Annotated in this window: 29 protein-coding genes and 1 pseudogene; 16 read left to right on the plus strand and 14 right to left on the minus strand. The window is 62.6% G+C overall.

What is annotated here, in order from left to right; translation table 11 throughout:
* Positions 1 to 216: 216 nt before the first annotated feature.
* Positions 217 to 960 carry an ABC transporter substrate-binding protein gene (locus N554_RS0132855; protein WP_036054937.1) on the plus strand — a complete coding sequence of 248 codons (744 nt, stop codon included), beginning with the start codon at positions 217 to 219 and terminating at the stop codon, positions 958 to 960.
* Between the two features lie 390 nt (positions 961 to 1,350).
* Here N554_RS0132855 and N554_RS0132860 read toward each other — a convergent pair whose 3' ends face one another.
* On the minus strand, positions 1,351 to 1,578 hold the full coding sequence (locus N554_RS0132860; protein ID WP_029587315.1) for a hypothetical protein: 228 nt from the start codon (positions 1,576 to 1,578) through the stop codon (positions 1,351 to 1,353).
* 192 nt (positions 1,579 to 1,770) lie between these two features.
* On the opposite strand from N554_RS0132860, the gene N554_RS0132865 reads away from it, so the two are divergent.
* The 4 genes from N554_RS0132865 (at position 1,771) to N554_RS0132885 (ending at position 5,588) form a co-directional block, all read left to right on the plus strand.
* Positions 1,771 to 2,115 carry a hypothetical protein gene (locus N554_RS0132865; RefSeq protein WP_029587316.1) on the plus strand — a complete coding sequence of 115 codons (345 nt, stop codon included), beginning with the start codon at positions 1,771 to 1,773 and terminating at the stop codon, positions 2,113 to 2,115.
* A 149-nt stretch (positions 2,116 to 2,264) separates the two neighbouring features.
* Positions 2,265 to 3,194 carry an SMP-30/gluconolactonase/LRE family protein gene (locus tag N554_RS0132870; protein WP_029587317.1) on the plus strand — a complete coding sequence of 310 codons (930 nt, stop codon included), beginning with the start codon at positions 2,265 to 2,267 and terminating at the stop codon, positions 3,192 to 3,194.
* Positions 3,195 to 3,320: 126 nt separating this feature from the next.
* Positions 3,321 to 3,914 (plus strand): GNAT family N-acetyltransferase, encoded by a 594-nt coding sequence (locus N554_RS0132880; protein WP_029587318.1) that lies wholly within the window; start codon positions 3,321 to 3,323, stop codon positions 3,912 to 3,914.
* 27 nt (positions 3,915 to 3,941) lie between these two features.
* Positions 3,942 to 5,588 carry a GMC family oxidoreductase gene (locus tag N554_RS0132885; RefSeq protein ID WP_029587319.1) on the plus strand — a complete coding sequence of 549 codons (1,647 nt, stop codon included), beginning with the start codon at positions 3,942 to 3,944 and terminating at the stop codon, positions 5,586 to 5,588.
* Positions 5,589 to 5,670: 82 nt separating this feature from the next.
* On the opposite strand, the gene N554_RS0132890 is transcribed toward N554_RS0132885, so the two are convergent.
* A complete protein-coding gene (locus N554_RS0132890; RefSeq protein WP_029587320.1) occupies positions 5,671 to 6,513 on the minus strand; it encodes an AAA family ATPase in 843 nt (280 codons plus the stop codon).
* Positions 6,514 to 6,616: 103 nt separating this feature from the next.
* Positions 6,617 to 6,862 (minus strand): GlsB/YeaQ/YmgE family stress response membrane protein, encoded by a 246-nt coding sequence (locus tag N554_RS0132895; RefSeq protein ID WP_029587321.1) that lies wholly within the window; start codon positions 6,860 to 6,862, stop codon positions 6,617 to 6,619.
* A gap of 171 nt (positions 6,863 to 7,033) precedes the next feature.
* Between N554_RS0132895 and N554_RS0132900 the strand changes: the two genes are divergently transcribed.
* The 3 genes from N554_RS0132900 to sseA all read left to right on the plus strand — a co-directional run bounded on the left by N554_RS0132900 (position 7,034) and on the right by sseA (position 9,690).
* Complete coding sequence (locus N554_RS0132900; protein ID WP_029587322.1) at positions 7,034 to 8,209, plus strand: vWA domain-containing protein; 1,176 nt, start codon at positions 7,034 to 7,036, stop codon at positions 8,207 to 8,209.
* Positions 8,210 to 8,306: 97 nt separating this feature from the next.
* Positions 8,307 to 8,720: a rhodanese-like domain-containing protein gene (locus N554_RS0132905; protein ID WP_029587323.1), complete on the plus strand. Its 414-nt coding sequence runs from the start codon at positions 8,307 to 8,309 to the stop codon at positions 8,718 to 8,720.
* Positions 8,721 to 8,832: 112 nt separating this feature from the next.
* The gene (gene sseA, locus N554_RS0132910; protein ID WP_029587324.1) at positions 8,833 to 9,690 is read left to right on the plus strand and encodes a 3-mercaptopyruvate sulfurtransferase; all 858 of its coding nucleotides are present in this window, start codon (positions 8,833 to 8,835) and stop codon (positions 9,688 to 9,690) included.
* Between the two features lie 11 nt (positions 9,691 to 9,701).
* Here sseA and N554_RS0132915 read toward each other — a convergent pair whose 3' ends face one another.
* On the minus strand, positions 9,702 to 10,589 hold the full coding sequence (locus tag N554_RS0132915; RefSeq protein WP_051677840.1) for a hypothetical protein: 888 nt from the start codon (positions 10,587 to 10,589) through the stop codon (positions 9,702 to 9,704).
* Positions 10,590 to 10,951: 362 nt separating this feature from the next.
* Here N554_RS0132915 and N554_RS0132920 point away from each other — a divergent pair, with 362 nt between their 5' ends.
* The gene (locus tag N554_RS0132920) at positions 10,952 to 12,292 is read left to right on the plus strand and encodes a L,D-transpeptidase (RefSeq protein ID WP_029587326.1); all 1,341 of its coding nucleotides are present in this window, start codon (positions 10,952 to 10,954) and stop codon (positions 12,290 to 12,292) included.
* 211 nt (positions 12,293 to 12,503) lie between these two features.
* On the opposite strand, the gene N554_RS0132925 is transcribed toward N554_RS0132920, so the two are convergent.
* Both N554_RS0132925 and N554_RS42555 read right to left on the minus strand, forming a co-directional pair.
* The gene (locus N554_RS0132925) at positions 12,504 to 13,463 is read right to left on the minus strand and encodes a D-2-hydroxyacid dehydrogenase family protein (protein ID WP_029587327.1); all 960 of its coding nucleotides are present in this window, start codon (positions 13,461 to 13,463) and stop codon (positions 12,504 to 12,506) included.
* Between the two features lie 160 nt (positions 13,464 to 13,623).
* Positions 13,624 to 13,830 carry a hypothetical protein gene (locus tag N554_RS42555; protein WP_081851542.1) on the minus strand — a complete coding sequence of 69 codons (207 nt, stop codon included), beginning with the start codon at positions 13,828 to 13,830 and terminating at the stop codon, positions 13,624 to 13,626.
* 231 nt (positions 13,831 to 14,061) lie between these two features.
* Between N554_RS42555 and ettA the strand changes: the two genes are divergently transcribed.
* The 3 genes from ettA to N554_RS0132940 all read left to right on the plus strand — a co-directional run bounded on the left by ettA (position 14,062) and on the right by N554_RS0132940 (position 17,802).
* Positions 14,062 to 15,714, plus strand: a complete 1,653-nt coding sequence (ettA, locus tag N554_RS0132930) for an energy-dependent translational throttle protein EttA (RefSeq protein WP_029587328.1) — start codon at positions 14,062 to 14,064, stop codon at positions 15,712 to 15,714.
* Positions 15,715 to 15,949: 235 nt separating this feature from the next.
* Positions 15,950 to 17,140 (plus strand): lytic murein transglycosylase, encoded by a 1,191-nt coding sequence (locus tag N554_RS0132935; protein ID WP_156042242.1) that lies wholly within the window; start codon positions 15,950 to 15,952, stop codon positions 17,138 to 17,140.
* Between the two features lie 104 nt (positions 17,141 to 17,244).
* Complete coding sequence (locus tag N554_RS0132940) at positions 17,245 to 17,802, plus strand: DinB family protein (protein WP_029587330.1); 558 nt, start codon at positions 17,245 to 17,247, stop codon at positions 17,800 to 17,802.
* Between the two features lie 123 nt (positions 17,803 to 17,925).
* Here N554_RS0132940 and N554_RS0132945 read toward each other — a convergent pair whose 3' ends face one another.
* Together N554_RS0132945 and N554_RS0132950 are read right to left on the minus strand one after the other, a co-directional pair.
* Complete coding sequence (locus N554_RS0132945) at positions 17,926 to 18,198, minus strand: hypothetical protein (RefSeq protein WP_029587331.1); 273 nt, start codon at positions 18,196 to 18,198, stop codon at positions 17,926 to 17,928.
* Between the two features lie 234 nt (positions 18,199 to 18,432).
* Complete coding sequence (locus N554_RS0132950) at positions 18,433 to 18,753, minus strand: hypothetical protein (protein ID WP_029587332.1); 321 nt, start codon at positions 18,751 to 18,753, stop codon at positions 18,433 to 18,435.
* Between the two features lie 588 nt (positions 18,754 to 19,341).
* Here N554_RS0132950 and N554_RS0132960 point away from each other — a divergent pair.
* Both N554_RS0132960 and bfr read left to right on the plus strand, forming a co-directional pair.
* Positions 19,342 to 19,605: a (2Fe-2S)-binding protein gene (locus N554_RS0132960; protein WP_029587333.1), complete on the plus strand. Its 264-nt coding sequence runs from the start codon at positions 19,342 to 19,344 to the stop codon at positions 19,603 to 19,605.
* 152 nt (positions 19,606 to 19,757) lie between these two features.
* On the plus strand, positions 19,758 to 20,243 hold the full coding sequence (gene bfr / locus N554_RS0132965; protein ID WP_029587334.1) for a bacterioferritin: 486 nt from the start codon (positions 19,758 to 19,760) through the stop codon (positions 20,241 to 20,243).
* 82 nt (positions 20,244 to 20,325) lie between these two features.
* On the opposite strand, the pseudogene N554_RS0132970 reads toward bfr, so the two are convergent.
* Together N554_RS0132970 and N554_RS0132975 are read right to left on the minus strand one after the other, a co-directional pair.
* Positions 20,326 to 20,643: pseudogene (locus tag N554_RS0132970) on the minus strand (hypothetical protein); the annotation flags it as partial.
* Positions 20,644 to 20,653: 10 nt separating this feature from the next.
* Positions 20,654 to 20,899: a DUF2188 domain-containing protein gene (locus N554_RS0132975; protein ID WP_029587336.1), complete on the minus strand. Its 246-nt coding sequence runs from the start codon at positions 20,897 to 20,899 to the stop codon at positions 20,654 to 20,656.
* A 162-nt stretch (positions 20,900 to 21,061) separates the two neighbouring features.
* Here N554_RS0132975 and N554_RS0132980 point away from each other — a divergent pair, with 162 nt between their 5' ends.
* Positions 21,062 to 21,328 carry a DUF2277 domain-containing protein gene (locus N554_RS0132980; protein ID WP_029587337.1) on the plus strand — a complete coding sequence of 89 codons (267 nt, stop codon included), beginning with the start codon at positions 21,062 to 21,064 and terminating at the stop codon, positions 21,326 to 21,328.
* 15 nt (positions 21,329 to 21,343) lie between these two features.
* Here the strand turns inward: N554_RS0132980 and N554_RS0132985 are convergent, their stop codons facing one another.
* The 3 genes from N554_RS0132985 to N554_RS0132995 all read right to left on the minus strand — a co-directional run bounded on the left by N554_RS0132985 (position 21,344) and on the right by N554_RS0132995 (position 23,039).
* Positions 21,344 to 21,595: a helix-turn-helix domain-containing protein gene (locus N554_RS0132985; protein ID WP_029587338.1), complete on the minus strand. Its 252-nt coding sequence runs from the start codon at positions 21,593 to 21,595 to the stop codon at positions 21,344 to 21,346.
* 214 nt (positions 21,596 to 21,809) lie between these two features.
* On the minus strand, positions 21,810 to 22,580 hold the full coding sequence (locus N554_RS0132990; protein ID WP_029587339.1) for an SDR family NAD(P)-dependent oxidoreductase: 771 nt from the start codon (positions 22,578 to 22,580) through the stop codon (positions 21,810 to 21,812).
* Between the two features lie 69 nt (positions 22,581 to 22,649).
* Positions 22,650 to 23,039 (minus strand): RidA family protein, encoded by a 390-nt coding sequence (locus tag N554_RS0132995; RefSeq protein ID WP_029587340.1) that lies wholly within the window; start codon positions 23,037 to 23,039, stop codon positions 22,650 to 22,652.
* A gap of 341 nt (positions 23,040 to 23,380) precedes the next feature.
* On the opposite strand from N554_RS0132995, the gene N554_RS0133000 reads away from it, so the two are divergent.
* Positions 23,381 to 23,821: a hypothetical protein gene (locus tag N554_RS0133000; RefSeq protein ID WP_029587341.1), complete on the plus strand. Its 441-nt coding sequence runs from the start codon at positions 23,381 to 23,383 to the stop codon at positions 23,819 to 23,821.
* An 883-nt stretch (positions 23,822 to 24,704) separates the two neighbouring features.
* Here the strand turns inward: N554_RS0133000 and N554_RS0133005 are convergent.
* On the minus strand, positions 24,705 to 25,649 hold the full coding sequence (locus N554_RS0133005) for an AraC family transcriptional regulator (RefSeq protein ID WP_029587342.1): 945 nt from the start codon (positions 25,647 to 25,649) through the stop codon (positions 24,705 to 24,707).
* Positions 25,650 to 25,694: the final 45 nt, after the last annotated feature.

Consider the following 25,694-nt stretch of genomic DNA (forward strand, 5'->3'; position numbering starts at 1 on the left):
GAACCTGGCAGAGGGCCAATTGGATGCATTTTTTCCGGGGGGCGCCTGACAAATTTCGGCTCGCCCCTAGAATTTCGGGTTCCAACGCTTCCCGCAATCGAGCACAATGGTCGGTGAAGGTTTCGATAACAAAAAGCGAGCAGGTGGGGGATGTATCCAATGTCCAATCAATCTTTGCTGCGCTTCGCCGGCGTCGTTTTAGGTGTCTTTGTCATGATGGCTGTGCCTGCAAGCGCCGATGCACTGAAAGATGAAATCGCACCTTCCGGCAAGTTGCGGGTGGCGATCGCGATCAGCCCGGCCGGCGGCGCGTTCTGGTCGACGAAAAACGACGCGGGCGGTTACGCCGGGGTGCCGGTCGATCTCGGCAAGGAGATGGCGGCGCAACTCGGTTTGCCGGTCGAATATGTCGTTTATCAGAACTCCGGGCAGATCGTCGACGCCGCGTCGAAGGGCGCCTGGGACGTCAGCTTCCTGCCAAAAGACCCTGAACGTGAAGCGAAGATGTCGTTCGGCCCGATCTACGAGGTTGCCGACGCGACCTATATCGTAAGAGCGGGCTCGTCGGCCACGAATTTCCAAACGCTCGATCAGCCCGGTGTCAAAGTCGCGGCGGTGAATAACACCACGACGATGCGCGGCGCGATCGCGCATCTGAAGAATGCCAAGGTCACGGGCTATCAGACCTATGATGAAATCTTCGGGTTGTTGAAGAACGGCGAAATCGATGCCTTCGCGCTGTCGCGCGACCAGCTCAACGCGATGGCGAAAAAGATTCCGGGCACCCGCGTGCTGGATGAAACTTTCAAGCAGACCGTCACCGCGGTGGCGGTGCCCCTCAATCATCCATTGGCGCTGGCGTTCGTGACCAAATTTATGACGGATGCCACATCAAACGGCGTGCTGCGGAAGGCCTATGACAACAACGGACTGAAGGACGCGCCGATCCGCTCGAAATAGCACAAGATCTGGAGAGCGCGCTTCCTCTCCATCTCCGCTGCTTCGTCGGACGGTCCGCGACGCGGACCGATCCGGAAGCTCGAAGTGACGGGCGAATTTGTTTCGCGAGATTCCTGCTTCGGCATCGCGGCCGCGCGGCCAGTGAGGTTCCCGCCGGTGACGCTCTGGAAGTAGTGAGGTGTCGTCACCGGAGGAATTAACGTTTTTCGTCGGCCGCTTGCTGCGGTGCGCTTCAACTGTGCTGGATGTGGTGCGCGGTATCGGACTGAGGCCGACATCTAGCGGTGAACAGCGGAGTACAGGCCCTAACAGCTGATTCGGACGCGGTTCGTTCTGTCCGCGTTCCGAACCTTAACATACGGTCGACTTCCGTCGCATTTTGACACAGCGCTAGGGGCGCGCCTTTGAATCGGAAACGGTGCGCAGGCGCCAGCCGACCACTGTCGCCTCAACGGTGCCGCCGGACTCGTTATTGCGCCAGGCGCCATCCACCCAGCGGCACGCGAACGGCAGTTGATAGGTTCCGCTGTGATCCTCGCATAGCACCTGCACCGGTAGATTCGGGGGTGGCTCTCCTTCTCCATTGAATTCGGCCAGACGTCGTTCGCGCGTTGCCATTTTTTTGTTTCTCCGTAACAGAAGCGGGTGACGCGGTGCGTTCCTCACCCTTGCATCCCCATCCCTTGCTTTGGCTCGGGTGTTATCGCAAAACCTCAACGCGCGAATGAGGTTTCAATGTGGTAACTTTGGCCTCCCGCGCCGGCTCTTCGCAAATTGATGTGATGAAAAATACTTGAATTGAGGATTTCCATGATTCACCGGATCGCTCTCATGGTGTCGGCTGTTTTGGCCCCTTCAACATTGCCAACCGCCGACGCGCGAGCCCAGGATGTTCCCGGCATCGAAATCTGCACCGCCGAAAAGACCATGGAGCGGCGGACCAGTTGCCTGCAGAGCAATGTCGATTTCCTGCACAAGACGATTACCAAGCTCAGCGGCGATCATCAACAGAAGCTCGATGCCGCCAACCGGCAGATCGAGGCATTGAAAAGCACGGTCGCCGCCCTGCAGAAGGCGGCTGAGGATCAAAAGAGGAAGGCCGACGCACCGCCGGCCAAGGATAATCCGGCGCCGGCAAAGGAAGGCGCTAAATGAATTTGCGATAGAATCCACTTGCGTGGTTCCTGGCGCGTGATTGCTTGGCAAGCGATATCGACTTTGCCATAACATCGCGCAACGAAATCGTTGCGCGTGGGCGATCGACACTGAAATCCGCCTGCAAACAAATAGCCCGGGAGGATTTCATGTCGAATGTTCGCGTACTCGCCACCGATCTTCAATTTCCGGAAGGGCCGGTGGTCATGCCGGACGGATCGGTGGTGCTGGTCGAAATCCGCGGCCGGCGCCTGACGCGGGTTTGGCCCGACGGGCGCAAGGAGGTGGTCGCGGAAATTCCGGGCGGTCCCAATGGCGCGGCGATCGGACCCGACGGCAAATGCTATATCTGCAACAACGGCGGCTTCGGCTGGATCCCGTCACGCGGCGCCATAATGCCGGGCGCGCCGGAGCCGCATGAATATATCGGCGGCTCGATCCAGCGCGTCGATCTCGCAACCGGCAAGATCGAAACCCTGTTCGACAAGTGCGACGAGCATCCGCTGAAGGGGCCGAACGATCTGGTGTTCGACAGGCATGGCGGGCTGTGGTTCACCGATCTCGGCAAGCGCCGCGCGCGCGATATGGATGTCGGCGCGTTTTACTACATCAAGCCCGGGATGAAGGAAATCGTCGAAGGCGCATTCGGTATGCTGTCTCCGAACGGCATCGGACTGTCGCCGGACGAAAACACCGTCTACGTCGCGGAGACGCCGACGGCGCGGCTGTGGGCGTTCGATCTGTCCGCGCCGGGCCAGGTCAAACCGCGCGAGGTGATCTATCGCGGCGAACGCGGCAAGCCGATCGCAGGGCTCGGCGGCTACCAGATGTTCGATTCGCTTGCAGTGGAAGCATCCGGCAATGTCTGCGTGGCGACGCTGATCTCGGGCTGCATTTCGGTGATCGCGCCTGACGGCACGATCGTCGAGCAGGTGCCGACCGGCGACCGCCTCACCACCAACATCGCCTTCGGCGGCCCCGAACTGAAGACCGCCTACATCACGCTATCGGGCAAGGGCGAACTCATTGCGATGGACTGGGCGCGCCCCGGCCTGCCGCTGAATTTCCTGAATAAGTGACCTGCGACAACAAATGCCAATTTTCGTCATTGCGAGCAAGGCGAAGCAATCCAAAGCCGCGAAGCAAGGCTGGATTGCTTCGTCGCTACGCTCCTCGCAATGACGACCTGAGGAGCGGAGTGCATAATGGCCTGGCTTGAACCGGTTTCACTGCGTGGCGCGCACGCGCGGCTTGAGCCTCTGTCGCAGGAGCATTGCGAGGGGTTGATCGAGGCGGTGAAGGATGGCGAGCTGTGGAAGCTCTGGTACACCTTCATTCCGCGCGCCGAAGACATGCGGAAAGAGATCGATCGCCGACTTGGGCTGCAGGCGGCTGGATCCATGCTGCCATGGACGGTTTTCGATGCTGACGGCACGATCGCGGGCATGACGACCTATATGAACGTCGATGCGCCAAATCGGCGCGTCGAGATCGGGTCGACCTGGTATGCCAAACGCGTGCAGCGCAGCGCCCTCAATACCCAGTGCAAATTGCTGTTGCTCACCCATGCATTCGAAAAGCTCGATTGCATTGCGGTTGAATTCCGCACGCATTTCTTCAATCATGCGAGCCGGCGCGGCATCGAGCGACTAGGCGCCAAGCTCGACGGCATCCTGCGTAGCCATCAGATCGCGCCGAACGGAACGCTGCGCGATACCGTGGTGTACAGCATCATTGCCGGCGAATGGCCGACGGTGAAGGCGCATCTCGACTATCAACTGAATGAAAAGCCGCGGTAGCGTGTCGCCGCTGCCGGAATTGGTGTGATGGATACATTCGATTACGTGATCGTGGGCGCAGGCTCCGCCGGCTGCGTGCTCGCCAATCGGCTCAGCGAAGATGCTACGACCAGCATCTGCGTGCTCGAAGCAGGGCCCCGCGACTGGCATCCCTACATCCATTTGCCGGCGGGCTTCATCAAGACCTTCTACAATACGAGCATCAACTGGTGCTACTCGCAGGAGCCCGGCCCCTGGACCGGAGGCCGGCGCATCTACGCGCCGCGCGGCAAGACGCTCGGCGGCTCATCCTCGATCAACGGCCATATCTATAATCGCGGCCAGCACCAGGATTTCGACACCTGGGCGCAGCTCGGCAATCGCGGCTGGGGCTATCCTGATGTGCTGCCCTACTTCAGGCGGCTTGAGCGGCGCGTCGGCGATGGCGATGCCGCGTTCCGTGGCCGGGACGGCGGATTGACCGTCACGGATATCGATTGGAAGGATCCGCTCTGCGAGGCCTTCATCGCAGGCGCGATGAGCCTCGGCATACCCCGCAACCCCGATTACAACGGCTCTACGCAGGAGGGCGTCGCCTATGCCCAGCGAACGATCCACAGGGGCAGGCGCGTCAGCGCGGCGACCGCATTTCTGCGCCCCGCGATGAAGCGGCCGAATGTCGAAGTGCGCACGCACGCGTATGCTACCGGAATCATGTTCGAGGGAAAACGCGCGATCGGCGTGCGTTATGCCAAAGGAGGGAAGGGTGGCGTCGCCGCCGAGGTGCGTGCGCGCAAGGAGGTCATTCTCGCCGGCGGCGCCTACAATTCGCCGCAGCTTTTGCAATTGTCCGGCGTCGGATCGCCTGATTTGCTACGGTCGCTCGGGATCGAGGTGCGCCACGCGCTTGCAGGCGTCGGCGAGGGACTGCAGGACCATTACGCGCCGCGCTCGACCGCGCGCGTCAAGAACGCCAGGAGCATCAATGAGCGCGCCCGCGGCCTCCATCTGGTGATGGAGGCGATGAAATGGGCGGCGACGGGGAAGGGAATCCTGTCGCTCTCGCCAACGCTGGTCTATTGCTTCTGGCATTCCGGCGAAACCACCGAGAGCTCCGATCTGCAACTGACGTTTACGCCCGCGAGTTACGCGGAGGGCGTGCAGGGGCAGCTCGAAACCGAACCCGGCATGACGGTCGCGTCCTGGCAGCAACGGCCCGAAAGCCGCGGCCATGTCCGTGCTCGCTCGGCCGATCCGTTCGAGCCGCCGATCATTCAAACCAATTATCTGGTCGCAGAGCTCGACCGCCGCGTCGTGGTCGCTGGCATGAAGCTGGCGCGGCGCCTGCTCTCGTCGGCGCCGCTTGCCCGCTATTACGAGCGCGAGGATTTCCCCGGACCCGACGTGCAGACCGACGACGAATTTCTGGCGGCGGCAACGCAACGCGGGACTACGACGTTCCATCCGGGGTGCACCTGCCGCATGGGTCCGGCCGACAGCACATGGGCCGTGGTCGACGACCAGCTGCGGGTGCACGGCTTACAAAATCTGCGCGTGATCGATGCTTCCATCATGCCGCGGATGATCTCGGCCAACCTCAATGCATCGACCATGATGATCGCCGACAAGGCGTCGGACCTGATCCGTGGCCGCAGCGCGCCGGAGGCCGCAGCGGTCGGATCAGCAGCTGGCTAGTCTGGAGGCTTCGAGACCTCATTCTGAGGGGCATCGCGAAGCGATGCGTCTCGAAGGATAAAGCCACCGAACTGGAAAGGCGCTAAACCTCTCTTCGGCTCAAGAACGCGAGACGCTCGAACAGGTGCACGTCCTGCTCGTTCTTCAACAGCGCACCATGTAGCGGCGGGATCAGCTTGCGCGGATCGCGCTCCCTGAGCGTTTCCGGCGTCATCTCCTCGTTGAGCAAGAGCTTGAGCCAGTCCAGCAGCTCCGACGTCGACGGCTTCTTCTTCAGGCCGGGCACTTCCCGCACCTCGAAGAATATCCTCAAGGCTTCTGCCACCAGGCGTTTTTTGATGCCGGGAAAGTGCACGTCGACGATCCGGCTCATGGTCTCGGCATCGGGAAACTTGATGTAGTGGAAGAAGCAGCGGCGCAGGAACGCGTCCGGCAGCTCCTTCTCGTTGTTCGACGTGATCATCACGATCGGGCGCAGCTTCGCCTTGATGTTCTCGCCGGTCTCGTAGACGAAGAACTCCATGCGATCGAGCTCGAGCAGAAGATCGTTGGGAAATTCGATGTCGGCCTTGTCGATTTCGTCGATCAGAAGCACCGGGCGCTTCTCATGGGTAAAGGCTTCCCACAATTTTCCACGTTTGATGTAATTGCCGATGTCGGAAACTCTGGCATCGCCGAGCTGGCTGTCGCGCAGCCGCGACACCGCGTCGTACTCGTAAAGGCCCTGCTGCGCCTTGGTGGTGGATTTGATGTGCCAGGTCAGAAGCGGCGCACCGAGCGCTTTGGCGACTTCTTCGGCCAGCACGGTTTTGCCGGTGCCGGGCTCGCCCTTTATCAAGAGCGGGCGCTCGAGCACGATCGAGGCGTTGACGGCGACTTTGAGGTCATCGGTGGCGACATAGTCTTTGGTGCCGGTAAATTTCATCGAGCATTTGCCTTGTTGTTTATTCTTGAGCGCGAACGTGCGCGTCTGCATTAACAGGAAATGACCGCCGGCTCGGCGGTCATTGCGGGGATGAAGAGCGTTATCAGGCGCGTCTGACCAGCGAGAGAATGACCAGCACGATCACCGCGCCGATGGTGGCGTTGACGATGTCGCGCACCGCGCTGCCGCCGAGACTGACGCCGAGCTGCGGCAGTAGCCAACTTGCGACCAGCGCGCCGATGATGCCGACCACGATGTTGCCGATCAGCCCGAACCCGGCGCCGCGCACGATCAGGCCGGCGAGCCAGCCGGCGATCGCACCGATCACGAGTACCGCCAAAATTGTCATTGATAGTGCCCCGCTGAAAGCCTTGTCGGCTCAATTCTAATTGAAAAACCCGGCAGGTCTAGGCTGTCAGGCGTGTCTTTTGAAAAACGCCGGCGCCTTCCGGCGTTAAACGTACCCAGCGCTGCGACGCAGGGCCTTGACGTGCACGGTCCGGTGGGCAATCTGTACCTTATGTTTCTGCAATTCTTCACATCGCTGCGCGACGCCCAGGTCCCGGTGACCTTGCGCGAATATTTGACGCTGATGGAGGCGCTCGACGCCGACCTCGCCGAGCAGACGATGGAGAATTTCTACTATCTCTCGCGCGCCACGCTGGTGAAGGACGAGCGCAATCTCGACAAGTTCGATCGCGTGTTCGGCACTGTGTTCAAAGGACTGGAGAGCCTGCTCGACGCCATGGAGAAGGCGGACATCCCTGCCGAATGGCTGAAGAAGCTCGCGGAGAAATATCTCACCGAAGAAGAGAAGAAGCAGATCGAGGCCATGGGCTGGGACAAGCTCATGGAGACGCTGCGCCAGCGCTTGAAAGAACAGAAGGGCCGGCACCAGGGCGGCAACAAGTGGATCGGCACCGCCGGCACTTCGCCGTTCGGCGCGGAAGGCTATAATCCGGAAGGCATCCGCATCGGCCAGGAGAAGAATCGCAATTTCCGCGCCGTGAAAGTGTGGGACCGCCGCGAGTTCAAGGATCTCGACGGCAACGTCGAACTCGGCATCCGCAACATCAAGATCGCGCTGCGCCGGCTGCGCAAATTCGCCCGCACTGGCGCGCCTGACGAACTCGATCTCGACACCACGATCAAGGAGACTGCGAACCACGGCTATCTCGACGTGCATATGCGTCCCGAGCGGCGCAACGCCGTCAAGGTGCTGGTGTTCTTCGATATCGGCGGCTCGATGGATTCGCACATCGAGCAGGTCGAGGAGCTGTTCTCGGCGGCGAAGAGCGAATTCAAGCACATGGAATATTTCTATTTCCACAATTGCCTCTATGAGGGCGTGTGGAAGCAGAACCGCCGGCGCTTCACCGACCGGACGCCGACCTGGGACGTGCTGCATAAATATCCACACGACTACAAGGTGGTGTTCGTCGGCGACGCCTCGATGTCGCCTTATGAAATCATGGTGCCTGGCGGCTCCGTCGAACATGTCAATGAAGAGGCCGGATCGGTCTGGCTCGAGCGCATCACGCGCACCTATCCGCACGCGGTGTGGCTCAATCCGGTGGCGCAGCGCCACTGGGACTATTCGGAATCCACCACGATCATTCGCCGGCTGTTTTCGGAACGCATGTACCCGATCACGATCGAAGGTCTCGAAGGCGCGATGAAGGAACTGGTTCGGTAGGCGCTGGAGCGCCGCCACGATTTTTGCTTCACCTTCCCGATGGGAGAAGGGAGCTGACCGTCCTCGCCGCAACGTTATAGAACCGAAGGTAAGACTAATGCCCCAGACCATTCACCGCGGTATCAAGGCCTTGATCGACGAGGCCAATGCGGAGATCGAAACGTTGAGCGCCGCCGATGCGATCGAGGCCGCAAAAAGCGATGATGTCGTGATCGTCGATATCCGCGATCCCCGCGAGATCGAGCGGGAGGGGCGAATTCCCGGCGCGTTCTCCTGCACCCGCGGCATGCTCGAGTTCTGGATCGATCCGGCGAGCCCTTATGCCAAGCCGATCTTCCAGCAGGAAAAAAAGTTCATCTTTCATTGCGCTGGCGGTATGCGCTCGGCGCTGGCGGCGAAAACCGCGCAGGACATGGGATTGAAGCCGGTCGCGCATATGGGCGGCGGGTTCGCCGCCTGGCGCGACGCCGGCGGTCCGGTCGAGAAGCTCGAGCCGAAGCAGCCGCGGTAACGGCGAAGCCGCCACGCAGGGATGACGTTCTCCTGCTCCGTCACCCCGAGGTGCCGCAGCGAAGCGAAGGCCTCGAAGGGCGACGGACCACCAGCCAAGATCGGAAACCAAAATGCCATCCACCGACGATCCGCTTGTCTCCACCGATTGGCTCGCCGCCCGCGTCGACGATAGCAAAATCAAAATCATCGACGCGTCCTACAAGATGCCGGGCGTGCTGCCGCTGCCGTCGGACGACTATCTCGCCGCGCATATTCCAGGCGCGGTGTTTTTCAACGTCAACACGATTGCCGATCCCAATGACCCGCGGCCGCATATGTATCCTGACGCCGAGCAGTTCGCGCGCGACGTGTCGGCGCTGGGCATCTCCTCGGGCGATACGGTGGTCGCCTATGATTCCGGGACCTGGGTCGCAGCGCCACGGGCATGGTGGATGTTTTTGTCGTTCGGCCATCGCGATGTGAAGGTGCTCAATGGCGGCTTGCAGAAATGGCTGAGTGAAGGGCGACCCACGCATTCGGGCAAGGTCACGCCGAAGCCTGGAAAATTCCAGGCCAAGCTCGATCCGAGTTTCGTCCGCAGCAAACAGCAATTGCTCGACAACCTCGCAACGCGCGCCGAGCAATTGGTCGATGCGCGCCCGCGCCCGCGCTTTGAGGGCACTGTTGCCGAGCCATGGCCGGGCCGCCGCTCCGGTCACATCCCCGGCAGCCGCAACGCGCCCTACGCGGAATTGTTCGACGCCAAGACCGGCGCGATGAAGCCGCTCGACGATTTGCGGAAAGCCTTCGCGAATGCAGGCGTCGACCTGACAAAACCGATCGTGACGACCTGCGGCTCGGGTGTCTCCGCGCTGGTCTTGACGCTGGCGCTCTATCGGCTCGGCGTGCGCGGCAGCGCGCTGTATGACGGCTCGTGGGCCGAATGGGGTCTGCCCGACGGACCGCCGCTCGCGACCGGTTCGGCTTGATCGAGGAAATTTCAGCGGCCGCGTGCGGCCGCCGCCGGCTGGACCAGCGGCAGGGCGAACGGATCGGCCGGCTGCTGCGATGCCTGTCGTGCGGCACGCGCGCGCAATGCCATCTTGCGGCGCTGCGCCGCCTGCGCCTGCAGGCGCTTCTTGGTGGCGCTGCTGTGAGGTTTTGCGTCGGCACCCTGTGCGTGGGCGGCCTCCACGCTGGCGGTCTTGGTCGGGGCCTGCGTCTCAACGACGACGGGCGGCCCGCCCAGCGTGGCGATTTTCGCCGAGCCAGCGCCGGGCTCCGATGAAACAGGCGCATTCGCCTGTTCAGATGTGGCCGGAGCGGATTCAGATGCAGTCGGGGCGGTTTGGTTTGCCGGCGACAAGACTTGTGCCGGCGACGAGAGTTGTTCCGACGCCGCGATCTTTGGTTCGTGGTCCGAGGCGTGAGCAACGTCGGAGGCTGGCGTATCGGCGGAAGCCGCCGGATCGGCTTGAACCAGCGCAGCTTCGCTCTGTATCGGACTCTGTACCGGACTTTCCGACACTGGCGCCTCGGGCTTCGCGCTGTCTGGCGGCGATGAATCCTCGCTCCCCAGCGCGGCGGTCTTTTCAGGCTCGGCCGGCGTGGAGGTGATCGCAGCCGGCTCCAGCGGCGCCGCAAGCGCGGGAAGATCGTCCGATGCCTTCTGCTCCGTGGCCGGCGGATCGACGCGCAGCATGCTCAGCGCCGGTCTTGTGGCTTCGACCGGCTGCGCGAACCTCCTTTCGGGGGGCGCATGCCAGGATGGGTTGCTGGCAAATTCCTCATGTGCCGCGCGCAGCAGTGCTGCCACGCCCAACCCGAACACCAGTACCGACATCGACAATACGATCGCGGCGAATAAGAAACGGAAGCCGGGGAGCATGGAGGGGCGTGTTCCGCCTTCGATGACGTTTCTGTGAAGGCTCTTGAGCTATCGGGAACGCGGTGACACTGGATTGGCCGCGTTCGCGACGCCGCGGCACCGCCAGCGCGCAGCGAATCAGGCTGATTTTTAGAATACCGCAACGCATTCGCAGCGCTTGTTAAAAATCTCCGGCGTGAATGGTCCCGCGCATGCTAAAAGCCGTTTCCTGACCCGGTGAGGCTTCATTGCAACGCCGCGCCCGGATCATCACAAAATGGCGGGTTCTGGCGCGAATTGGCCGAATTTGTCTTGAATGCGCCGCTATCTTCGGCCATTGGCCATTAACGGTCCGGTGGCGGCTTGGGGTCTATGCAAGAGGGATGATGATCAAACGCATTCTGACGATCTGTGCTGCCGTGACGGCTGGCGCGGCGGGAACCTCCCTCGCATTGGCGCAAAGCTATCCGGTACCTCCCGGGGCGGTCTATTCGACGGTGCCACAGCCTTATGCGCCGGGCCATCCCGGAGACTATCGGCGCGCTCCGGGCCAGCCGGATTTCGACGCGCTGGAAGATGACGACGCGCCGAATGCGCAGAGTTCGACCGCGCTGTCGCCGCCCGGTCCGGTGCTTTCGCCCGATGACCCGCGCTATGGTCGCCCCGCTGGCGCTCGGCCGCTCTATTCCGATCGCGGCGCACCGACCGGTCCAATCCTTTCCCCCGATGACCCGCGTTATGGCCGTCCCGCCGGCGCTCCGCCGGTCTATTCCGATCGCGGCGTGCCGACCGGTCCGATCGTTTCTCCCGATGACCCGCGCTATGGCCGTCCCGCTGGCGCTCCGCCGGTCTATTCCGATCGCGGCGTACCGACCGGTCCGATTCTTTCCCCCGACGACCCGCGTTATGGCCGGCTCGACGGACCGCCGCCGGTGATCTATTCGAACCGCGGCAATGGTGATCGTCGCGCTCCCGGAGAGGACGATCGCGCTCTTCGTCCGCCCGAGGCCATCGGGGCTCCAAACAATGTCACCGGAAATGGGCAGCCTCCTATGGGCGCCGACGGCAGGCCGATGGTGCTTTCCGCGCTGCCCCCGGATGAGCAGCCGGAGGTCGCGCCTGCAGAACTCGCACCGAACCTGCGCCGGCAGGAGGTCGCGTTCGCGACCAAGGAGCCGCCGGGCACGCTGATCGTCGATACGCCGAACACCTATCTCTATTACGTGCTGGGTGGCGGGCGGGCGATCCGCTACGGCGTCCGCGTCGGCCGCGACGGCTTCACCTGGACGGGTGTGCAGAAGATCTCGCGCAAGGCGGAATGGCCGGATTGGCATCCGCCGACCGAGATGATCGAGCGTCAGCCTTATCTGCCGCGTTTCATGGCTGGCGGCCCGGGCAATCCGCTGGGCGCGCGAGCGATGTATCTCGGCTCGACGGTCTATCGCATCCACGGCACCAACCAGCCCTCGACGATTGGCAAGTTCGTCTCCTCGGGCTGCATCGGCATGCTGAACGAGGACGTTTCGGACCTGTTCGATCGCGTCAAGGTGGGTACCCGCGTGGTGGTGCGTCCAGGCGGCCCGCCGCCGGGAACCGCGACCGCTTCCGCTCAGTCGGTGCCCGGTCCTGCCGGCGGCGCGCCCGCGCAAATGTCGGCCGCTCCCGTCCCCGGCACCCAGCCGACCATGGTGCCGCCGCTGCCGGCGCCGGTGACGGTCCGTTAGGCCCAGACAACACACATCATCCAGGAGGCGCGCGCAGTAGTGCGCCCCTTTCGTTTCGCTCTCGCGTCATTGCGAGCCAGCGGGTCGCGCGAATGCGCGCCCGATGACAGCTCCGTGAAGCAATCCAGAAGGCCGCGAAGCAAGACTGGATTGCTTCGTCGCTAGCGCTTCTCGCAATGACGGCTGCGGGCGTTATGACGGTGCGCGACGGCTAAGCCAATCTGCGCAGCGGCTCGCCCTTGAACCACGCGTCGATCCCTTCGACCATCTGGCTATAGTGGTTGCGGAAACCTTCCTCGGTCACGTAGCCGAGATGCGGCGTCAGCACGATGTTGTCGAGCTTGCGGAAGGGATGATCGACCGGCAGCGGTTCGACCGAGAACACGTCGACCGCGGCGCCTGCGATCTTCTTCTGCTGCAGGGTTTCCAGCAGTGCTGTTTCGTCGACGATCGGTGCGCGGGCGGTGTTGACGAGGTAGGCGCTCGGCTTCATGCGCGCCAGATCTTCGCGCCCGACCAGTCCGAGCGAGCGTTGGCTCAGCACCACATGGATGGTGACGATGTCGGCGGTTGCGAATAATTCCTCCTTCGTGGCATAGCCGACGCCGACCTCCTTGCATCGTTCCGGCGTCAAGTTGGGGCTCCACGCGATCACGTTCATGCCGAACGCTTTCGCCAGCCCCGAAACCTTGCTGCCGAGCTTGCCAAGACCGACCACACCGAGCGTCTTGCCCTCTATCTCGATGCCGACGAATTTCTGCAAAGCTTCGCCGGCGTGCATGCGGGCGTTTTCGCGGCCGATATTGCGGGTCAGTTCCAGGATCAGCCCGATGGTCAGCGGCGCGGTGGGGTCGCGGCCCCATTGCGTCCCGCACAGCACCACCTGATGGTCTTTCGCGGCTTCCAGATCGAGCGCGGCGTTGCGCATGCCCGAGGTGATCAGGAGCTTCAATTTGGGCAAGGCCGCAAACAGGGCAGCTGGGAACGGCGTGCGCTCGCGCATCGCGCAGATGATCTCGAAATCGCTGAGCGCGCTGGCCGCGGCCGCAGGCGACGCAAACGGCTCGTTGAACACGGTGATATCGACGCGGTCGCTGATTTTCGACCAGTCCGCCACCCGCAAAGCCAGATTGAGATAGTCATCGAGAATTGCACAGCGCAGCCGCGTCATGGGGACACCCATTCAAGCCGATAGTGACGGCGCGGGAACGCGCCGTCCGGGAAAGCGCCATGGTCGCGCGCAACGCTTAGGCGCGCAAGCGCCCGCAGGCCTAAACAAGCGCCCGCGGGTCCAAAACCGCCCGCAGCTCTGAGGGCATTCGCGAAGATGATCAACCGGGATGCGGATGCCGGGATGCAAGGTGCTTGGCGCGCCAGGCGGGACCCGGCCCGCGCATATAATGAAGTTCCGGCCGGTAGGGGTGGAATGCCCTGGCGAAGAACTGGCGCCAGAAGGCGCGAATTCCAGCGAAAGGCTTGGAGCGTCGGTCGCGGCGATCCGCCCGGGAGGAAAGTGACCCTGAAGTGATGGTCGCCATGACAGTCCTGTCTTCTTGTCCGGCGAGTTCTGTCGCGCGGAGCGCCTTTTCGGGGCGCCGGCGGGGAGTTTCGGGCCCGAGTCATTAAAAGAAGGTTTCAATTGTCGCTATCCGTCCTGATACTGGTGAACAGTTGGAAAACGCCGGGGGCGCGGTTGCCCTTTCGCGGCCGCGCCGCTACATCAGCGGCAGCAAAATTTCCGATAAATCCAACGGCTTACAGGGATCGCGATGGCGCGTCAGTTCGTCTATTTCATGCAGGGTTTGTCCAAGACCTATCCCGGCAACCGCAAGGTGCTCGATAACGTCCATCTGTCGTTCTATCCGGAGGCCAAGATCGGCGTGCTCGGCGTCAACGGCTCCGGCAAATCGACGCTGCTGCGGATCATGGCCGGCATCGACAAGGAATATAACGGCGAGGCGTGGGTCGCCGAGGGCGCGCGGGTCGGCTACCTCGAACAGGAGCCGCAGCTCGACGCCACAAAGAGCGTGCGCGAGAACGTCATGCAGGGTGTCGCCAAGCAGAAGGCGATCCTCGATCGCTACAACGAACTGGCGGTCAACTATTCCGACGAGACCGCCGACGAGATGACCAGATTGCAGGACGAGATCGAGGCCGCGGGCCTTTGGGATCTGGACAGCAAGGTCGATCAGGCGATGGATGCGCTGCGCTGCCCGGCTGACGATGCCGACATTGCAAAACTCTCCGGCGGCGAACGCCGCCGCGTCGCGCTGTGCCGGTTGCTGCTCGATCAGCCGGACCTGCTGCTGCTGGACGAACCGACCAACCATCTCGACGCTGAATCGGTGTCATGGCTGGAAGGCCACCTGCGGCAATATCCCGGCGCCATTCTGATCGTCACCCATGACCGCTATTTCCTCGACAACGTGACGGGCTGGATTCTGGAGCTCGATCGCGGCCGGGGAATTCCCTACGAAGGCAATTACACCGCCTGGCTGTCGCAGAAGCAGAAGCGTCTCGCGCAGGAAGGCCGCGAGGACGCCGCGCATCAGCGCACGCTGGAGCGCGAGAAGGAATGGATCGCGGCCTCGCCGAAAGCGCGTCAGGCCAAATCCAAGGCGCGCTATCAGCGCTACGAAGACCTCTTGAAGCAGGCCAGCGAGAAGCAGGCCCAGACCGCGCAGATCACGATTCCCGTGTCCGAGCGCCTCGGTCAGAACGTGGTCGATTTCGAAGGTCTGACCAAGGGGTTTGGCGACCGGCTTTTGATCGACGACCTCACCTTCAAATTGCCGCCCGGCGGCATCGTCGGCGTGATCGGCGCCAACGGCGCCGGCAAGACCACGCTGTTCCGGATGATCACCAAGCAGGAGACACCCGACAAGGGCAGCATCACTGTCGGCGAGAGCGTGCATCTCGGCTATGTCGATCAGTCCCGCGACAGTCTCGACGGCAAGAAGAGCGTGTGGGAGGAAATCTCCGGCGGCAACGAACTGATCCTGCTCGGCAAGCGCGAGGTCAACTCACGCGGCTATTGCTCGTCGTTCAATTTCAAGGGCGCCGACCAGCAGAAGAAGGTCGGCTCGCTGTCAGGCGGCGAACGCAACCGCGTCCATCTGGCGAAGATGCTGAAATCCGGCGCCAATGTGCTGCTGCTCGACGAGCCGACCAACGATCTCGACGTCGACACGCTGCGCGCTCTGGAAGAGGCGCTCGAGGATTTCGCCGGCTGCGCCGTGATCATCAGCCACGACCGCTGGTTCCTCGACCGCATCGCCACGCACATCCTGTCCTTCGAAGGGGACAGCCATGTCGAATGGTTCGAAGGCAATTTCCAGGATTATGAAAAAGACAAGATGCGCAGGCTGGGGCAGGACTCCATCATCCCGCATCGCGTGAAGTACAAGAAGCTGACGCGGTGAGAATGGGAATATGGGGGACGATCTCAGTATTCAATTTGGATGATGCGGGAGCGGAATGCATCAGGGTGTTCTTGTAGCCTCCTTCATGAATTTGCCGCCCCCGGCCGTGCTTATCTCTAGCCACAGATCATTAGTCGCTGACATCCTCACTTAGCTACAAGTGGCGCGAATGCAGTATATGAAGTTTGTGCACGCTCTGAATTGTGTCCCGCTCGCCCTTTCGGCCGTCGTGATAATGTCGGGCTTATCTGTCCCCGCCCGCGCCGCCGATGCCGCCTTCACGCAGTTCATCGCGTCGCTGTGGCCGGAGGCGCAGGCGGCCGGGGTATCGCTCGCGACTTTCGATGCCGGGACCCGCGGCCTCGAGCCGGATTACAAATTGCCCGATCTGATGTTGCCGGGACGCCCCGCCACCGGCGCGCCGTCGCAGGCGGAGTTCGTGCAGGTGCCGGCCGACTATTTGAAGGAAGCCAGCATCGCGCGGCTGGCGGCGGAGGGCCAGCGGCTGATGCAGAAGCATCGCGCCGCGTTGAGCGCGATCGAAGCGCGGTTCGGCGTGCCCGGCAGCATCGTGCTTGCGATCTGGGGCCGCGAAACCGATTACGGCCGCTACACGCTACCCTACGATGGCTTGCGCGTGCTCGCGACGCAGGCCTATGTCGGCCGGCGCAAGGATCAGTATCGCACCGAATTCATCCTGGCGCTGAAGCTCCTTGGCGACGGCGAGGTGGCACGCAAGGACATGCGCGCGTCCTGGGCCGGCGCCACCGGTCTCACGCAATTCCTGCCGTCCGAACTCTACAAGCATGGCGTCGACTTCGACGGCGACGGCCGCCGCGACATCTGGCATTCGGTGCCGGACGCGCTCGCTTCCGCCGCGCAGCAGCTCGTCAACAAGGGCTGGCAGAGCGGTGTGCGCTGGGCCTATGAAGTGCGCGCGCCGGCGAATGTGGATTGCACCATGGGCGTACCGGAAGTGACAAAACCGATCAGCGAATGGCTGCGCGCGGGCTTCGTGCCGGTGCGCGGACAAAAGCTCAGCGCGGCCGAACAGGCGCAGCCGGCATCGCTGCTGCAGCCCGAGGGTATCTATGGCCCGGCGTTTCTGACCACCAGGAATTATTTCGTCATCAAGGAATATAATTTTTCGGATCTGTATGTGCTGTTCGTCGGGCACCTCAGCGACCGCATGTCGAGCCCGCAACCGTTCGCGACGGCGTGGTCGGCATCGGAGCAGCTGCGCACCGCCGATGTCGAAGCCATGCAGCGTCACCTGACCCGGATCGGTCTGTATGCCGACAAGGTGGATGGCAAGGCGGGGATGAAGACGCGCGCGGCGCTCGGGGCCTATCAGAAATCGGCCGGGCTCAAGGTGGATTGCTGGCCGAGCGAAGCGGTGCTGCGTTCGATCGGCGCGGCACCCTAGATGGCGTAATCATTGCTGCCGATATGCCAGGCTCACTCCTGCTGCGCGACCGTGGTAGAGTCGGCTGGAACCGAACTCCGACTGATCCGGGCTTGGAGGTGCTGATGGAGGCTGTCCTGCCTTACCGTGCCATGGCCTACAACAACGGCTGGGCCAACCATCGTCTGCTTACGGCCTGTCTTCGGCTGTCGCAGGCTGATTTCGTGGCGCCGCGGACCGGTTTCTTTCCAAGCCTGCGGGCGACGCTCAATCACATCCTGATTATCGATCGCTTTTACGTGGACGCAATGGAGGGCGGCACACTTGGGCCGGCAGCTTGGGCGGACGAGGAGCCTTGCGAAACTGCGATCACGCTTCGGGATGCGCAGACGGAGGTGGACCGGCGATTGATTGCTGTGGTCGAGCGCCTTGGCATGGCCGATCTCAATCGTGTCGTTGACATACACCGTGGTGATCACATTCAACGCGAGCGGATCGATCGGCTGCTGCTTCACCTGTTTCAACATCAGATTCATCATCGGGGTCAGGCGCACGCGATGTTGAGCGCTACCGAAGTCCCCCCGCCGCAGCTCGACGAGTTCTTCGCCGCAGGAGAGGCACCGCTGCGCGCGACGGAGTTTGCAGAGCTGGGGTGGACGGAGGAGACGGTCTGGGCCGGCTGAGTTGCGCCACGCCTTAGTGGAGGGCGCACTTCCGTCGCCGCAACACCGAGCTAAAAAAAACCCGGCCGCGTGGGCCGGGTTGTGCACTCTAGGCGCGATGAACTTCGCGCCGGTCCGTTCAGGTCAGTTGCAGACCTCGACGCGGCGGAAGCGCCAGCCGTAGCCATCCCAGAAGCGCTCGCGGACCATGCGGCAAGCCGGGTACTCGTCCACATAGACGGGGGCGGGGGCGGCATAGGCCGGACGGCTGGAGGCGATCGCTCCGCCGACGATCGCGCCGCCAATCAGTCCGGCCGCCAAGCCTGCGGCGACGCCGCGCTGTGCGCTTGCGGGCGTCGCGGCGAGCGAACCGGCGACGGTTGCGACCGCGACAAAGGCAGCAATTGTCTTCTTCATGTTTTGGGCTCTCCTGGAGATGGCGCCTTCACTCAGCGCCGGGTTTAGGATGACTCTCACGCCGTGCTCGAAGCTGACCCTCTCGCCAAAGAAGCGCACAACAGTCAATCCAAAGTAAACATTCTCTGGCTGATGGGCTGAAAAAACGGTTTTTTCGGGCCAAGAGCAAAAAACGTCCCCGAAAATCAGCTATTTCCGGGGACGCCAGGCCTGTTTGTCAGGAAGATGAACGGATCAGCCGCAAACTCGCACGCGGCGAACTCGCCAGCCATAGCCGTCCCAGAATCGCTGCCGCTGCCAGACGCAGCTGCCATAGTAGTCATCAGCGACATAGGCCGGACCGCCGCCATAGTAACCGTAGCCGGGTCCGTAGTAGCCGCGGCCATAACCGTAGCCGGGGGCGGCAAGCGCGCCGCCGATGATGGCGCCACCGATCAGTCCAGCCGCGACGCCGGCGGCAACACGGCCGTTGCGGGCTTCGGCGGTCTGCGGCACCGCCAGAGACGAAACAGCCAGGGTGGCGACAGCAGCGAGTGCCATCAGGGTCTTCTTCATGGCGTCACCTTTCTTGTCACGCAAGGACGGCGAAAACCGTCTGTTGGGGGCGAAAGTTCCACATCTCACTTGAATGATCAATGAACGGGAACACCAATGTGGACATTTTGTGCGGTGCACAATCGTGCGCCACGGCGCGAATTGAGCCGAGAGGCGACGATGGGCGCCAATGACGGCATGCGGAACGCGGTCGGCGGCACTGCCTGCTGACGACGGAACCGCCGCGCAAATCGCGGGTCGGCTGGCCGCGGTTCTGGGCCCGACGGCGCCGGCTATCTCGGCGATGATGGCGGGAACTTTTCGGCCGGCGCGGCGACAATCCCGGGGTTCGGGCAATTCCAGCGATTCAGGTGGAGTTGGAGGCGCCGGCGGGGGAACTGGCCAAGGCGGTGGCGGAGGCGATTGGCCATCTGCATTCGCGGACCAGGAACAAGCATTTGATCGAACGCAAACAGAGCTTTTTGGATTCGTTCTAGTCTGCGCGAGGGATCACTTTGGAATCACTTGAAAAGACGATTTTTCCTTTTGCATCGCATCGCGTCAATGCATATCGATGGCCTTGCATCACCGAAGGGCGCGTTCGCTTTCATGATTGTTTGTTCCTGCAACGTCTTGACCGACCGCGATGTCCGCAGCGCCGTCAACGCCTCGGAAGAGCTTGCGCGAAATGCCAAGCAGATCTATGGCTGCCTCGGTTGCAGCGCGGAATGCGGACGCTGTGCACGCACCATCAAGACCATCATTGACGAAGCACTCGGCGCCTGCGCCAAAGCCTGCTGTTCGGGGTGCCCGCATAGCCGGACCGGGACGGATCAGCCCCTTGATGGCGAATTCGCGCTCGCTGCCTCCTGAAAATACAAAACTCAAAATCCGAAAGCTCGAGCCTTGAGCGTTTTGCCTCCACGGTTCTGCCTGCAGGGTTGCTCGCGCTCGCAATCTGACTTAGAAGCGTTCTAATCCAAAAGACGGGGCCTCCTTGTTGGCCTCAAGCAGCGGAGTGGATGATGCAGGGCGACGCAAAGGTCATCGAATATCTCAACAAGGGTCTGCGCAGCGAGCTCACCGCTATCAACCAGTATTGGCTGCATTTTCGAGTGCTGAACAACTGGGGTTTGCTCGAACTGGCCAAGCAGTGGCGCAAGGAATCCATCGAGGAGATGCACCACGCCGACCGCTTCACCGACCGCATCCTTTTCCTCGAAGGGTTTCCCAACATGCAGGTGCTCGATCCCCTGCGGATCGGCCAGAACGTCAAGGAGATCATCGAGTGCGATCTTGCCACTGAGGTGACCGCTCGCGACCTTTACCAGGAGGCGGCGACCCACTGCCACAGCGTCAAGGACTACGTCTCGCGCGATCTGTTCGAGAGCCTGATGAAGGACGAGGAGCATCATATCGACTTCCTCGAAACCCAGCTCGACGTGATCAACCGGATCGGGCTCGAGCTTTACACGCAGAAGCATGTGGGTGGGCTCGAGAGCGAACACTGAGAAGCGAACACTGAGAAGCGAACACTGAGAAGCGAACACTGAGACATGGGCCGTCCTGCACCTCGCAGGGTGGCGCATTCCCTTACAGCTGTGTTTTGTAGCGCGCCTCGACCACGGCTTGGGTTTCCGGCTCGCCGAGCTTTGTCTGGTCGTGAATCATCTGGCTGATGCTCGGAAGTACCGCGCGATCGACACGCACATCCGGTGACCACAGACGCGAGCGCATCAGCGCCTTGCCGCAATGGAAGTAAGCTTTGTGCACAGCGATGCTCAGCACCGCGCGCGGCGGCCTGCCGAATTCCTCCGTTGACGCCAGCAATTCCGGATCCGCCGACAGTTTGCCTTTGCCGCCGACACGCAACGTCTCGTCGATACCCGGCACGAAGAAGATCAGCTGCACGAGGTGAATATTACGGCGTGTCCTCGACGTCGGTCTCGGGACGGTCACCGCCGGCGGCAGTCTCGGTGTGCCATTTGCCGTCGGCCGTCTCATATTCGATCGCCTCGGTGCGGCCGGGGACACGCTGCTCGGCGGCGACGCGCTTGGCGGCGGCCAGCGCTGCGGCGTGGGTCGCGAAAGCTTCCGAAAACACGCCATCGACGGTGTAGGCCCAGCCGTCGTCATGCTGAACGATTTTGTAGGTGACGTGGGACATGGCGTACTCGCTGGCTTTCCGGAACCTGGCCGCAACGGGCTGACCGGCGCGCCTATTCTATGCCAAAATGCGTCGCGATGTAGGCCTCGCTTTCGATGGATCGTCCTTGGTCTGGAACATGGTGGAAATCCCGGCATCCGGTGGAAAACAGGAGAAGGAAAAATGTGCCGCAACATCAAGACGCTGTTTAATTTCGAACCGCCGGCCTCCGAGGACGAAATCCACGCCTCCGCGCTGCAATTCGTGAGAAAGCTATCCGGCTTCAACAAGCCGTCGCAGGCCAACGCCGAGGCGTTCGACCGCGCGGTCGCGGAAGTCTCGGCGGCAGCCCGCCGGCTGCTGACCTCGCTGCATACCCATGCACCGGCGCGCGACCGCGAAACTGAAGCCGAGAAGGCCAAAGAGAGGTCGAAGCTCAGGTTCGGGTGAGCGGCTGGCGCCAGCCTATTCACCATGCGCGGGCACGTCGATTCCGTCCGCCGAATATTGCCGGATTTTGTTGCGCAGCGTGCGCACGGATACCCCGAGCACGCGCGCGGCGCGGGTCCGGTTTCCGTTGCAACGCGCAAGCGTTTGCAGCACCAGTTCCCGCTCGATCTCACCGACCGTGGCTCCGATCAGATACGGCACGACTTCATTCGGGGTCAGCGAAGGCGCCGGCAATTCCGGCGCGGCGATAGCAAACTCATGGGTCATTTACACCTCCCGATCAACGCCCGCTCGAATCGTGGAGCGGAAACATCGAGAACGAACACCCCCAGCGGGCGGGACCCTGGGCGGAGTCGGTTAACAAATCCTTAACGGATAACAAATTCTTAACGCGGCGAACGTGCACGCGTGAGGGTCATGGCCTGTGCGCAGGCGCTGCTCCGAAGGCGACGGCGTTTTGCAGTGGTCGCTGAGCAGCGCCTTAGATCGTCCGATACCCGCCATCCGCCATCACGATCGATCCGGTGACGAAGCTGGAGAGATCGGAGGCCAAAAATATTGCGGGGCCGACAATGTCCTCTGCCGTGCCGGCGCGGCCGAGCGGCGTGTGAGCGACAAAGGTCTTCGCCAGTTCCGGATTGTTGGCACGCGCCGCCGCATTCAGCGGCGTTTCGATAAAGCCCGGGCCGATGGCGTTGACGCGCACGCCGTCCTTGCCGAGTTCGGCCGCAAGCGCGCGCGTAAAGCCGAGCACGCCGTGTTTTGCGGCGGTGTAAGCCGGCGAACTCGGCGTGCGCACATGCACGAACGACTGGATCGATCCAATATTGACAATGCGCCCCCTGGCGGCGCGCAGCGTCGCGAGAAACGCATGCGTCACGTTGAAGACGCCGGTGAGGTTGATCGCGATGACGTCTTCCCAATCCTTGATCACGGCTTCCGCTGCGCCGGTCATCCCGTTGCGGCGAGCGATGCCGGCATTGTTGACCAGGATCGACACCGGCCCGACCTTGTCGGCAACTTGCTTGGCGACGGCGACGCAGTCCTCGCGCCTGGTCACATCGAGCGCGAAGCTTTCCGCCTTGCCGCCTGCATCGCCAATCTCCCGCGCCGCCTCGGCGGCGGCCTTCTCGTTGATGTCGAGCAGCACAAGGCGCGCGCCCTCGCGGGCATAGCCGAGCGCAATCGCGCGGCCGATGCCCGAGCCTGAACCGGTGACAACCGCGATGTGGGATTCGAGAAGCCTGGGCATGATGTTTCCTCTGCTTTTATTTTCGTAGGGCGGATTGCGGTTCGCTGATCCGCCCTGCGCGCCAGCAAATCAGCGCCCTTCAAGAGACGCGACGCATTCGATCTCGATCAGCATCGCGGGGTTGGGAAGCGCATGGACGACGCAGGTCGTGCGGGCGGGGTAAGGCGGCGGCCCGAAGGCGGAAGCATACAACGCGTTCATCGGCGCGACGTCGGATGCGCGCGTCAGCAGCACGTTGACCTTGACCAGATCGCGAAAGCTCGCGCCCGCTTCATCGAGAACGCGCTTGATGTTGCGAACGACAAACCCGAATTGCGCCTCGAAGCCGTCCGGAATGGTGCCGTCGGCGTCAAAGCCGGGAATGCCCGAGACGAACAGCAAATTTCCGGTCCGCGTCGCGAACGAGAGCGGCGGCGTCGTCATTCCGGCCGGCGCGGCGAAGTGCTTGATGGGGGCCATGGGTCACCTCTTGTGTGATACGGGAGTGTAGCGCAGAGGCGCGTTGCCCGTGAAGATGGCTTGGAGGGGAATTAGCCGACCGGTCCGCCGTGGCTCCATGAGCGGAGGCGGAAGCCGCAACCCGCCGCCGCAGCGAATAACGGCAATCAGCGACGGCGGATGACGGACCTCCAACGCATTCCGACGCCATGCGAGGCGAAAGTTCGGGCGATCAGCGTGGAGTGCGAATACATTTTGCCTGTCCGAACCATAGGCTACACTCGGTAAAGCGCGATTCGATCTGCTTCGCGACGCCTGCTCACACGATCCCGCCGCTCACAACACCCCAGGAAACCGTACCAATGAAAATGTCATCCGCCATTCGCGTTGCGCTGGTCGCGCTGACGGCTTTCGCCGGCGCCTCGCTGTCCTCCGCCGCCCGTGCCGACAGCGGCACCGTGTCGCTCACGATTTACAAGGCGGGATGGGTGATCGGCGGCTCCGGCGGAGGTGGCGTCTTGAATTTTCGCGGGCGCAGCTACGCGCTGTCCGCCGGCGGACTGGACTACGGCCTGGTGTTCGGCGGATCGAAGACGGTGCTGCGCGGCCGGGTCAGCAACATCAACCGGCCGTCGGATGTGGCCGGTGTCTATGGCGCGGCGGGCGCCGGGCTTGCGGTCGGCGGCGGCGCGCGCGCCATCGTGCTGACCAACCAGAAGGGCGCGGTGCTGGAACTGTCCGGCCGGCAGGTCGGGCTGATGGCCAATCTGGACCTGAGCGGACTGGCGATTACGTTGAAGTAGGGCGCGGGGTACGTCGCTGCCGTCGTCCCTGCGAACGCAGGGACCTATACGCCGTGCCGTCGATATCGCGGATGGTGTTGAAGGCTTGTTGAACCGGCGCATCGTCACCATAGGTGACCGGGATTATGGGTCCCTGCGTTCGCAGGGACGACGTAGGGTGAGTTTCAGCCAGCCTGTAGCCCGCATGAGCGAAGCGATATGCAGGAGCAATAGGGTACAGAGTCCGTGGTCAGCCCCGGATATCGCTTCGCGCATCCGGGCTACGCTTGCTACTTCGAGGGCACAACGCGGTATGGGTCCCTGCATCGCAGGGACGACTTGGAGTGAGCTTTCAGATTCAGTTGTCAAACAGCGTCAGGACGTGCGTCGGCATTCCCGCGGCGCGATGCGCCCGAGCTGTGCGTCGGTTGCCACCCTCTGAAGAACGAGAGGGCGCAGGGAAAGCCGGGTGCGCGCTGCACCCGCGGTCTCGTGTGCAAAGATGCACAACAGAAAAACGCACACGAGCATACAGGTTCAGCGGAGGCATCCGGCTTTCCCTGCGCAGTGGTTTACGGCTTACTTCGTGCTCTCCCCGGTGAGCCGGGCTCTATTGCCACCGTCATCCCTGAGAAACTTGTTTCTCAAGAACTTGGCGCCAGCGTCGGGCGCCAGGACCACACGACTTCGCCGTCCGCGACAGCAGCGTTCGTCGCTCGCCGCCATCTCGTCCACCGCATCTCACCGCGCGTTCGTGACGATCGCGACCCGCCCCTCTCATCGGGTGAGACACGCGGAGCTAAAGCATTGATTTGCCCGACGGGTTAAGCGGAATATTTTTGCACGCAGGGCTGGACAGGTTTTTGGTGATTTGCCCGTCGGGTTGTTTTGTCGCGGCTGGGCCTCACGATGGCGCTTGATCGATGTTGCGGGCTTCGCCTGGCGTGATCCCGAAGCGTCGGACGAACGCCCGCGCGAAGGCGCTCTCCGACCTGTAGCCGACCTCGGAAGCCACTTGAGCCAGCTTGGCACCGGTTCGGGCGAGCTTTCGGCGCGCCAGTGACAGCCGGAGCTCGGCCAGGAACGCCAGCGGGGCCATGCCCACTGCCTGGCGAAAGGCACGAACCAGCGTCGCCCGGGAGACGTGGGCCTCATTCGCCAACTCATCGAGCGTCCAGTCGCGTGCCGGGTCGCGGAGCATTGCCTGCACCGGTCGTGCGGTGGGCCGCGATGCAAGAAGCCTCATGAGACCATCCGCGGCTGCCGCCTCCTCGAAGTGAAGCCGCAGCATCATCACCAACAAGGCTCTCGCCAGGTCGGCGGCGATGGCGGCGGCACCTTGCCGATCGCCATCCAGCTCGTCGCGGATCGCCAGCACCAGAGAACGCATCTGCTGCAGCACACCTTTACCGCCAAGCTTGAGGACGATGGTGTCCGGGAGCGCCGCAATCACCAGATTGTCCGGCGCTGCCTCGAACCGGAGGCGGCCGCAGATCAGCTCGGTCGCGGGCTGGTCCGTGTTGGCCTTGATCCGAATGGCATTGTTGTACGCGACGGTGACGGGCGGGCCATACGATCCGCCTCGTGCATCCCTGGACCGCAGGATGTGGGCGTCGCCATGGGGAAGCAGCAGAAGATCCCCCGCGTCGAGGCGCAGCCGCGGTCCATCGCGCCGCTCCAGGAGACAGCTTCCCTTGGTGACAATGTGGAAGTAGGCCCAGCCGGGTGGCTCGGCCTCGTGGGACGTGGCCCAGTGCGAGGAAAAGCGGCAGAAGTCCTCGAGTTCGGGTCGCACCCGCAGCAGGGCTGCGACACCGCTGAGGGCATCATGCGAGGCTGGTTCAGTCATGGCCCGGCAGTCCTCCCGCTGGTGATCCGGACGGCCAGTGCTTTG

Origin of the sequence: Bradyrhizobium sp. URHD0069 (assembly GCF_000701345.1) — a bacterium.
GTDB lineage: Bacteria > Pseudomonadota > Alphaproteobacteria > Rhizobiales > Xanthobacteraceae > Bradyrhizobium.

Excerpts from the sequence above, each read along its gene's own strand:
- N554_RS42555 (WP_081851542.1), bottom strand. The coding sequence starts at position 13,830 with ATGGCGACCATCACTTCAGGGTCACTTTCCTCCCGGGCGGATCGCCGC.
- N554_RS0132890 (WP_029587320.1), bottom strand. The coding sequence starts at position 6,513 with ATGAAATTTACCGGCACCAAAGACTATGTCGCCACCGATGACCTCAAA.
- N554_RS0132925 (WP_029587327.1), bottom strand. The coding sequence starts at position 13,463 with ATGACGCGGCTGCGCTGTGCAATTCTCGATGACTATCTCAATCTGGCT.
- N554_RS0132935 (WP_156042242.1), top strand. The coding sequence starts at position 15,950 with ATGTCGGGCTTATCTGTCCCCGCCCGCGCCGCCGATGCCGCCTTCACG.
- N554_RS0133000 (WP_029587341.1), top strand. The coding sequence starts at position 23,381 with ATGAAAATGTCATCCGCCATTCGCGTTGCGCTGGTCGCGCTGACGGCT.
- N554_RS0132960 (WP_029587333.1), top strand. The coding sequence starts at position 19,342 with ATGATTGTTTGTTCCTGCAACGTCTTGACCGACCGCGATGTCCGCAGC.
- N554_RS0133005 (WP_029587342.1), bottom strand. The coding sequence starts at position 25,649 with ATGACTGAACCAGCCTCGCATGATGCCCTCAGCGGTGTCGCAGCCCTG.
- N554_RS0132980 (WP_029587337.1), top strand. The coding sequence starts at position 21,062 with ATGTGCCGCAACATCAAGACGCTGTTTAATTTCGAACCGCCGGCCTCC.
- N554_RS0132895 (WP_029587321.1), bottom strand. The coding sequence starts at position 6,862 with ATGACAATTTTGGCGGTACTCGTGATCGGTGCGATCGCCGGCTGGCTC.
- N554_RS0132880 (WP_029587318.1), top strand. The coding sequence starts at position 3,321 with ATGGCCTGGCTTGAACCGGTTTCACTGCGTGGCGCGCACGCGCGGCTT.
- N554_RS0132900 (WP_029587322.1), top strand. The coding sequence starts at position 7,034 with ATGTTTCTGCAATTCTTCACATCGCTGCGCGACGCCCAGGTCCCGGTG.
- N554_RS0132985 (WP_029587338.1), bottom strand. The coding sequence starts at position 21,595 with ATGACCCATGAGTTTGCTATCGCCGCGCCGGAATTGCCGGCGCCTTCG.
- N554_RS0132950 (WP_029587332.1), bottom strand. The coding sequence starts at position 18,753 with ATGAAGAAGACCCTGATGGCACTCGCTGCTGTCGCCACCCTGGCTGTT.
- N554_RS0132990 (WP_029587339.1), bottom strand. The coding sequence starts at position 22,580 with ATGCCCAGGCTTCTCGAATCCCACATCGCGGTTGTCACCGGTTCAGGC.
- N554_RS0132905 (WP_029587323.1), top strand. The coding sequence starts at position 8,307 with ATGCCCCAGACCATTCACCGCGGTATCAAGGCCTTGATCGACGAGGCC.
- N554_RS0132945 (WP_029587331.1), bottom strand. The coding sequence starts at position 18,198 with ATGAAGAAGACAATTGCTGCCTTTGTCGCGGTCGCAACCGTCGCCGGT.
- N554_RS0132920 (WP_029587326.1), top strand. The coding sequence starts at position 10,952 with ATGATGATCAAACGCATTCTGACGATCTGTGCTGCCGTGACGGCTGGC.
- ettA (WP_029587328.1), top strand. The coding sequence starts at position 14,062 with ATGGCGCGTCAGTTCGTCTATTTCATGCAGGGTTTGTCCAAGACCTAT.
- N554_RS0132865 (WP_029587316.1), top strand. The coding sequence starts at position 1,771 with ATGATTCACCGGATCGCTCTCATGGTGTCGGCTGTTTTGGCCCCTTCA.
- N554_RS0132995 (WP_029587340.1), bottom strand. The coding sequence starts at position 23,039 with ATGGCCCCCATCAAGCACTTCGCCGCGCCGGCCGGAATGACGACGCCG.
- bfr (WP_029587334.1), top strand. The coding sequence starts at position 19,758 with ATGCAGGGCGACGCAAAGGTCATCGAATATCTCAACAAGGGTCTGCGC.
- N554_RS0132915 (WP_051677840.1), bottom strand. The coding sequence starts at position 10,589 with ATGCTCCCCGGCTTCCGTTTCTTATTCGCCGCGATCGTATTGTCGATG.
- sseA (WP_029587324.1), top strand. The coding sequence starts at position 8,833 with ATGCCATCCACCGACGATCCGCTTGTCTCCACCGATTGGCTCGCCGCC.
- N554_RS0132885 (WP_029587319.1), top strand. The coding sequence starts at position 3,942 with ATGGATACATTCGATTACGTGATCGTGGGCGCAGGCTCCGCCGGCTGC.
- N554_RS0132855 (WP_036054937.1), top strand. The coding sequence starts at position 217 with ATGGCTGTGCCTGCAAGCGCCGATGCACTGAAAGATGAAATCGCACCT.
- N554_RS0132975 (WP_029587336.1), bottom strand. The coding sequence starts at position 20,899 with ATGTCCCACGTCACCTACAAAATCGTTCAGCATGACGACGGCTGGGCC.
- N554_RS0132870 (WP_029587317.1), top strand. The coding sequence starts at position 2,265 with ATGTCGAATGTTCGCGTACTCGCCACCGATCTTCAATTTCCGGAAGGG.
- N554_RS0132940 (WP_029587330.1), top strand. The coding sequence starts at position 17,245 with ATGGAGGCTGTCCTGCCTTACCGTGCCATGGCCTACAACAACGGCTGG.
- N554_RS0132860 (WP_029587315.1), bottom strand. The coding sequence starts at position 1,578 with ATGGCAACGCGCGAACGACGTCTGGCCGAATTCAATGGAGAAGGAGAG.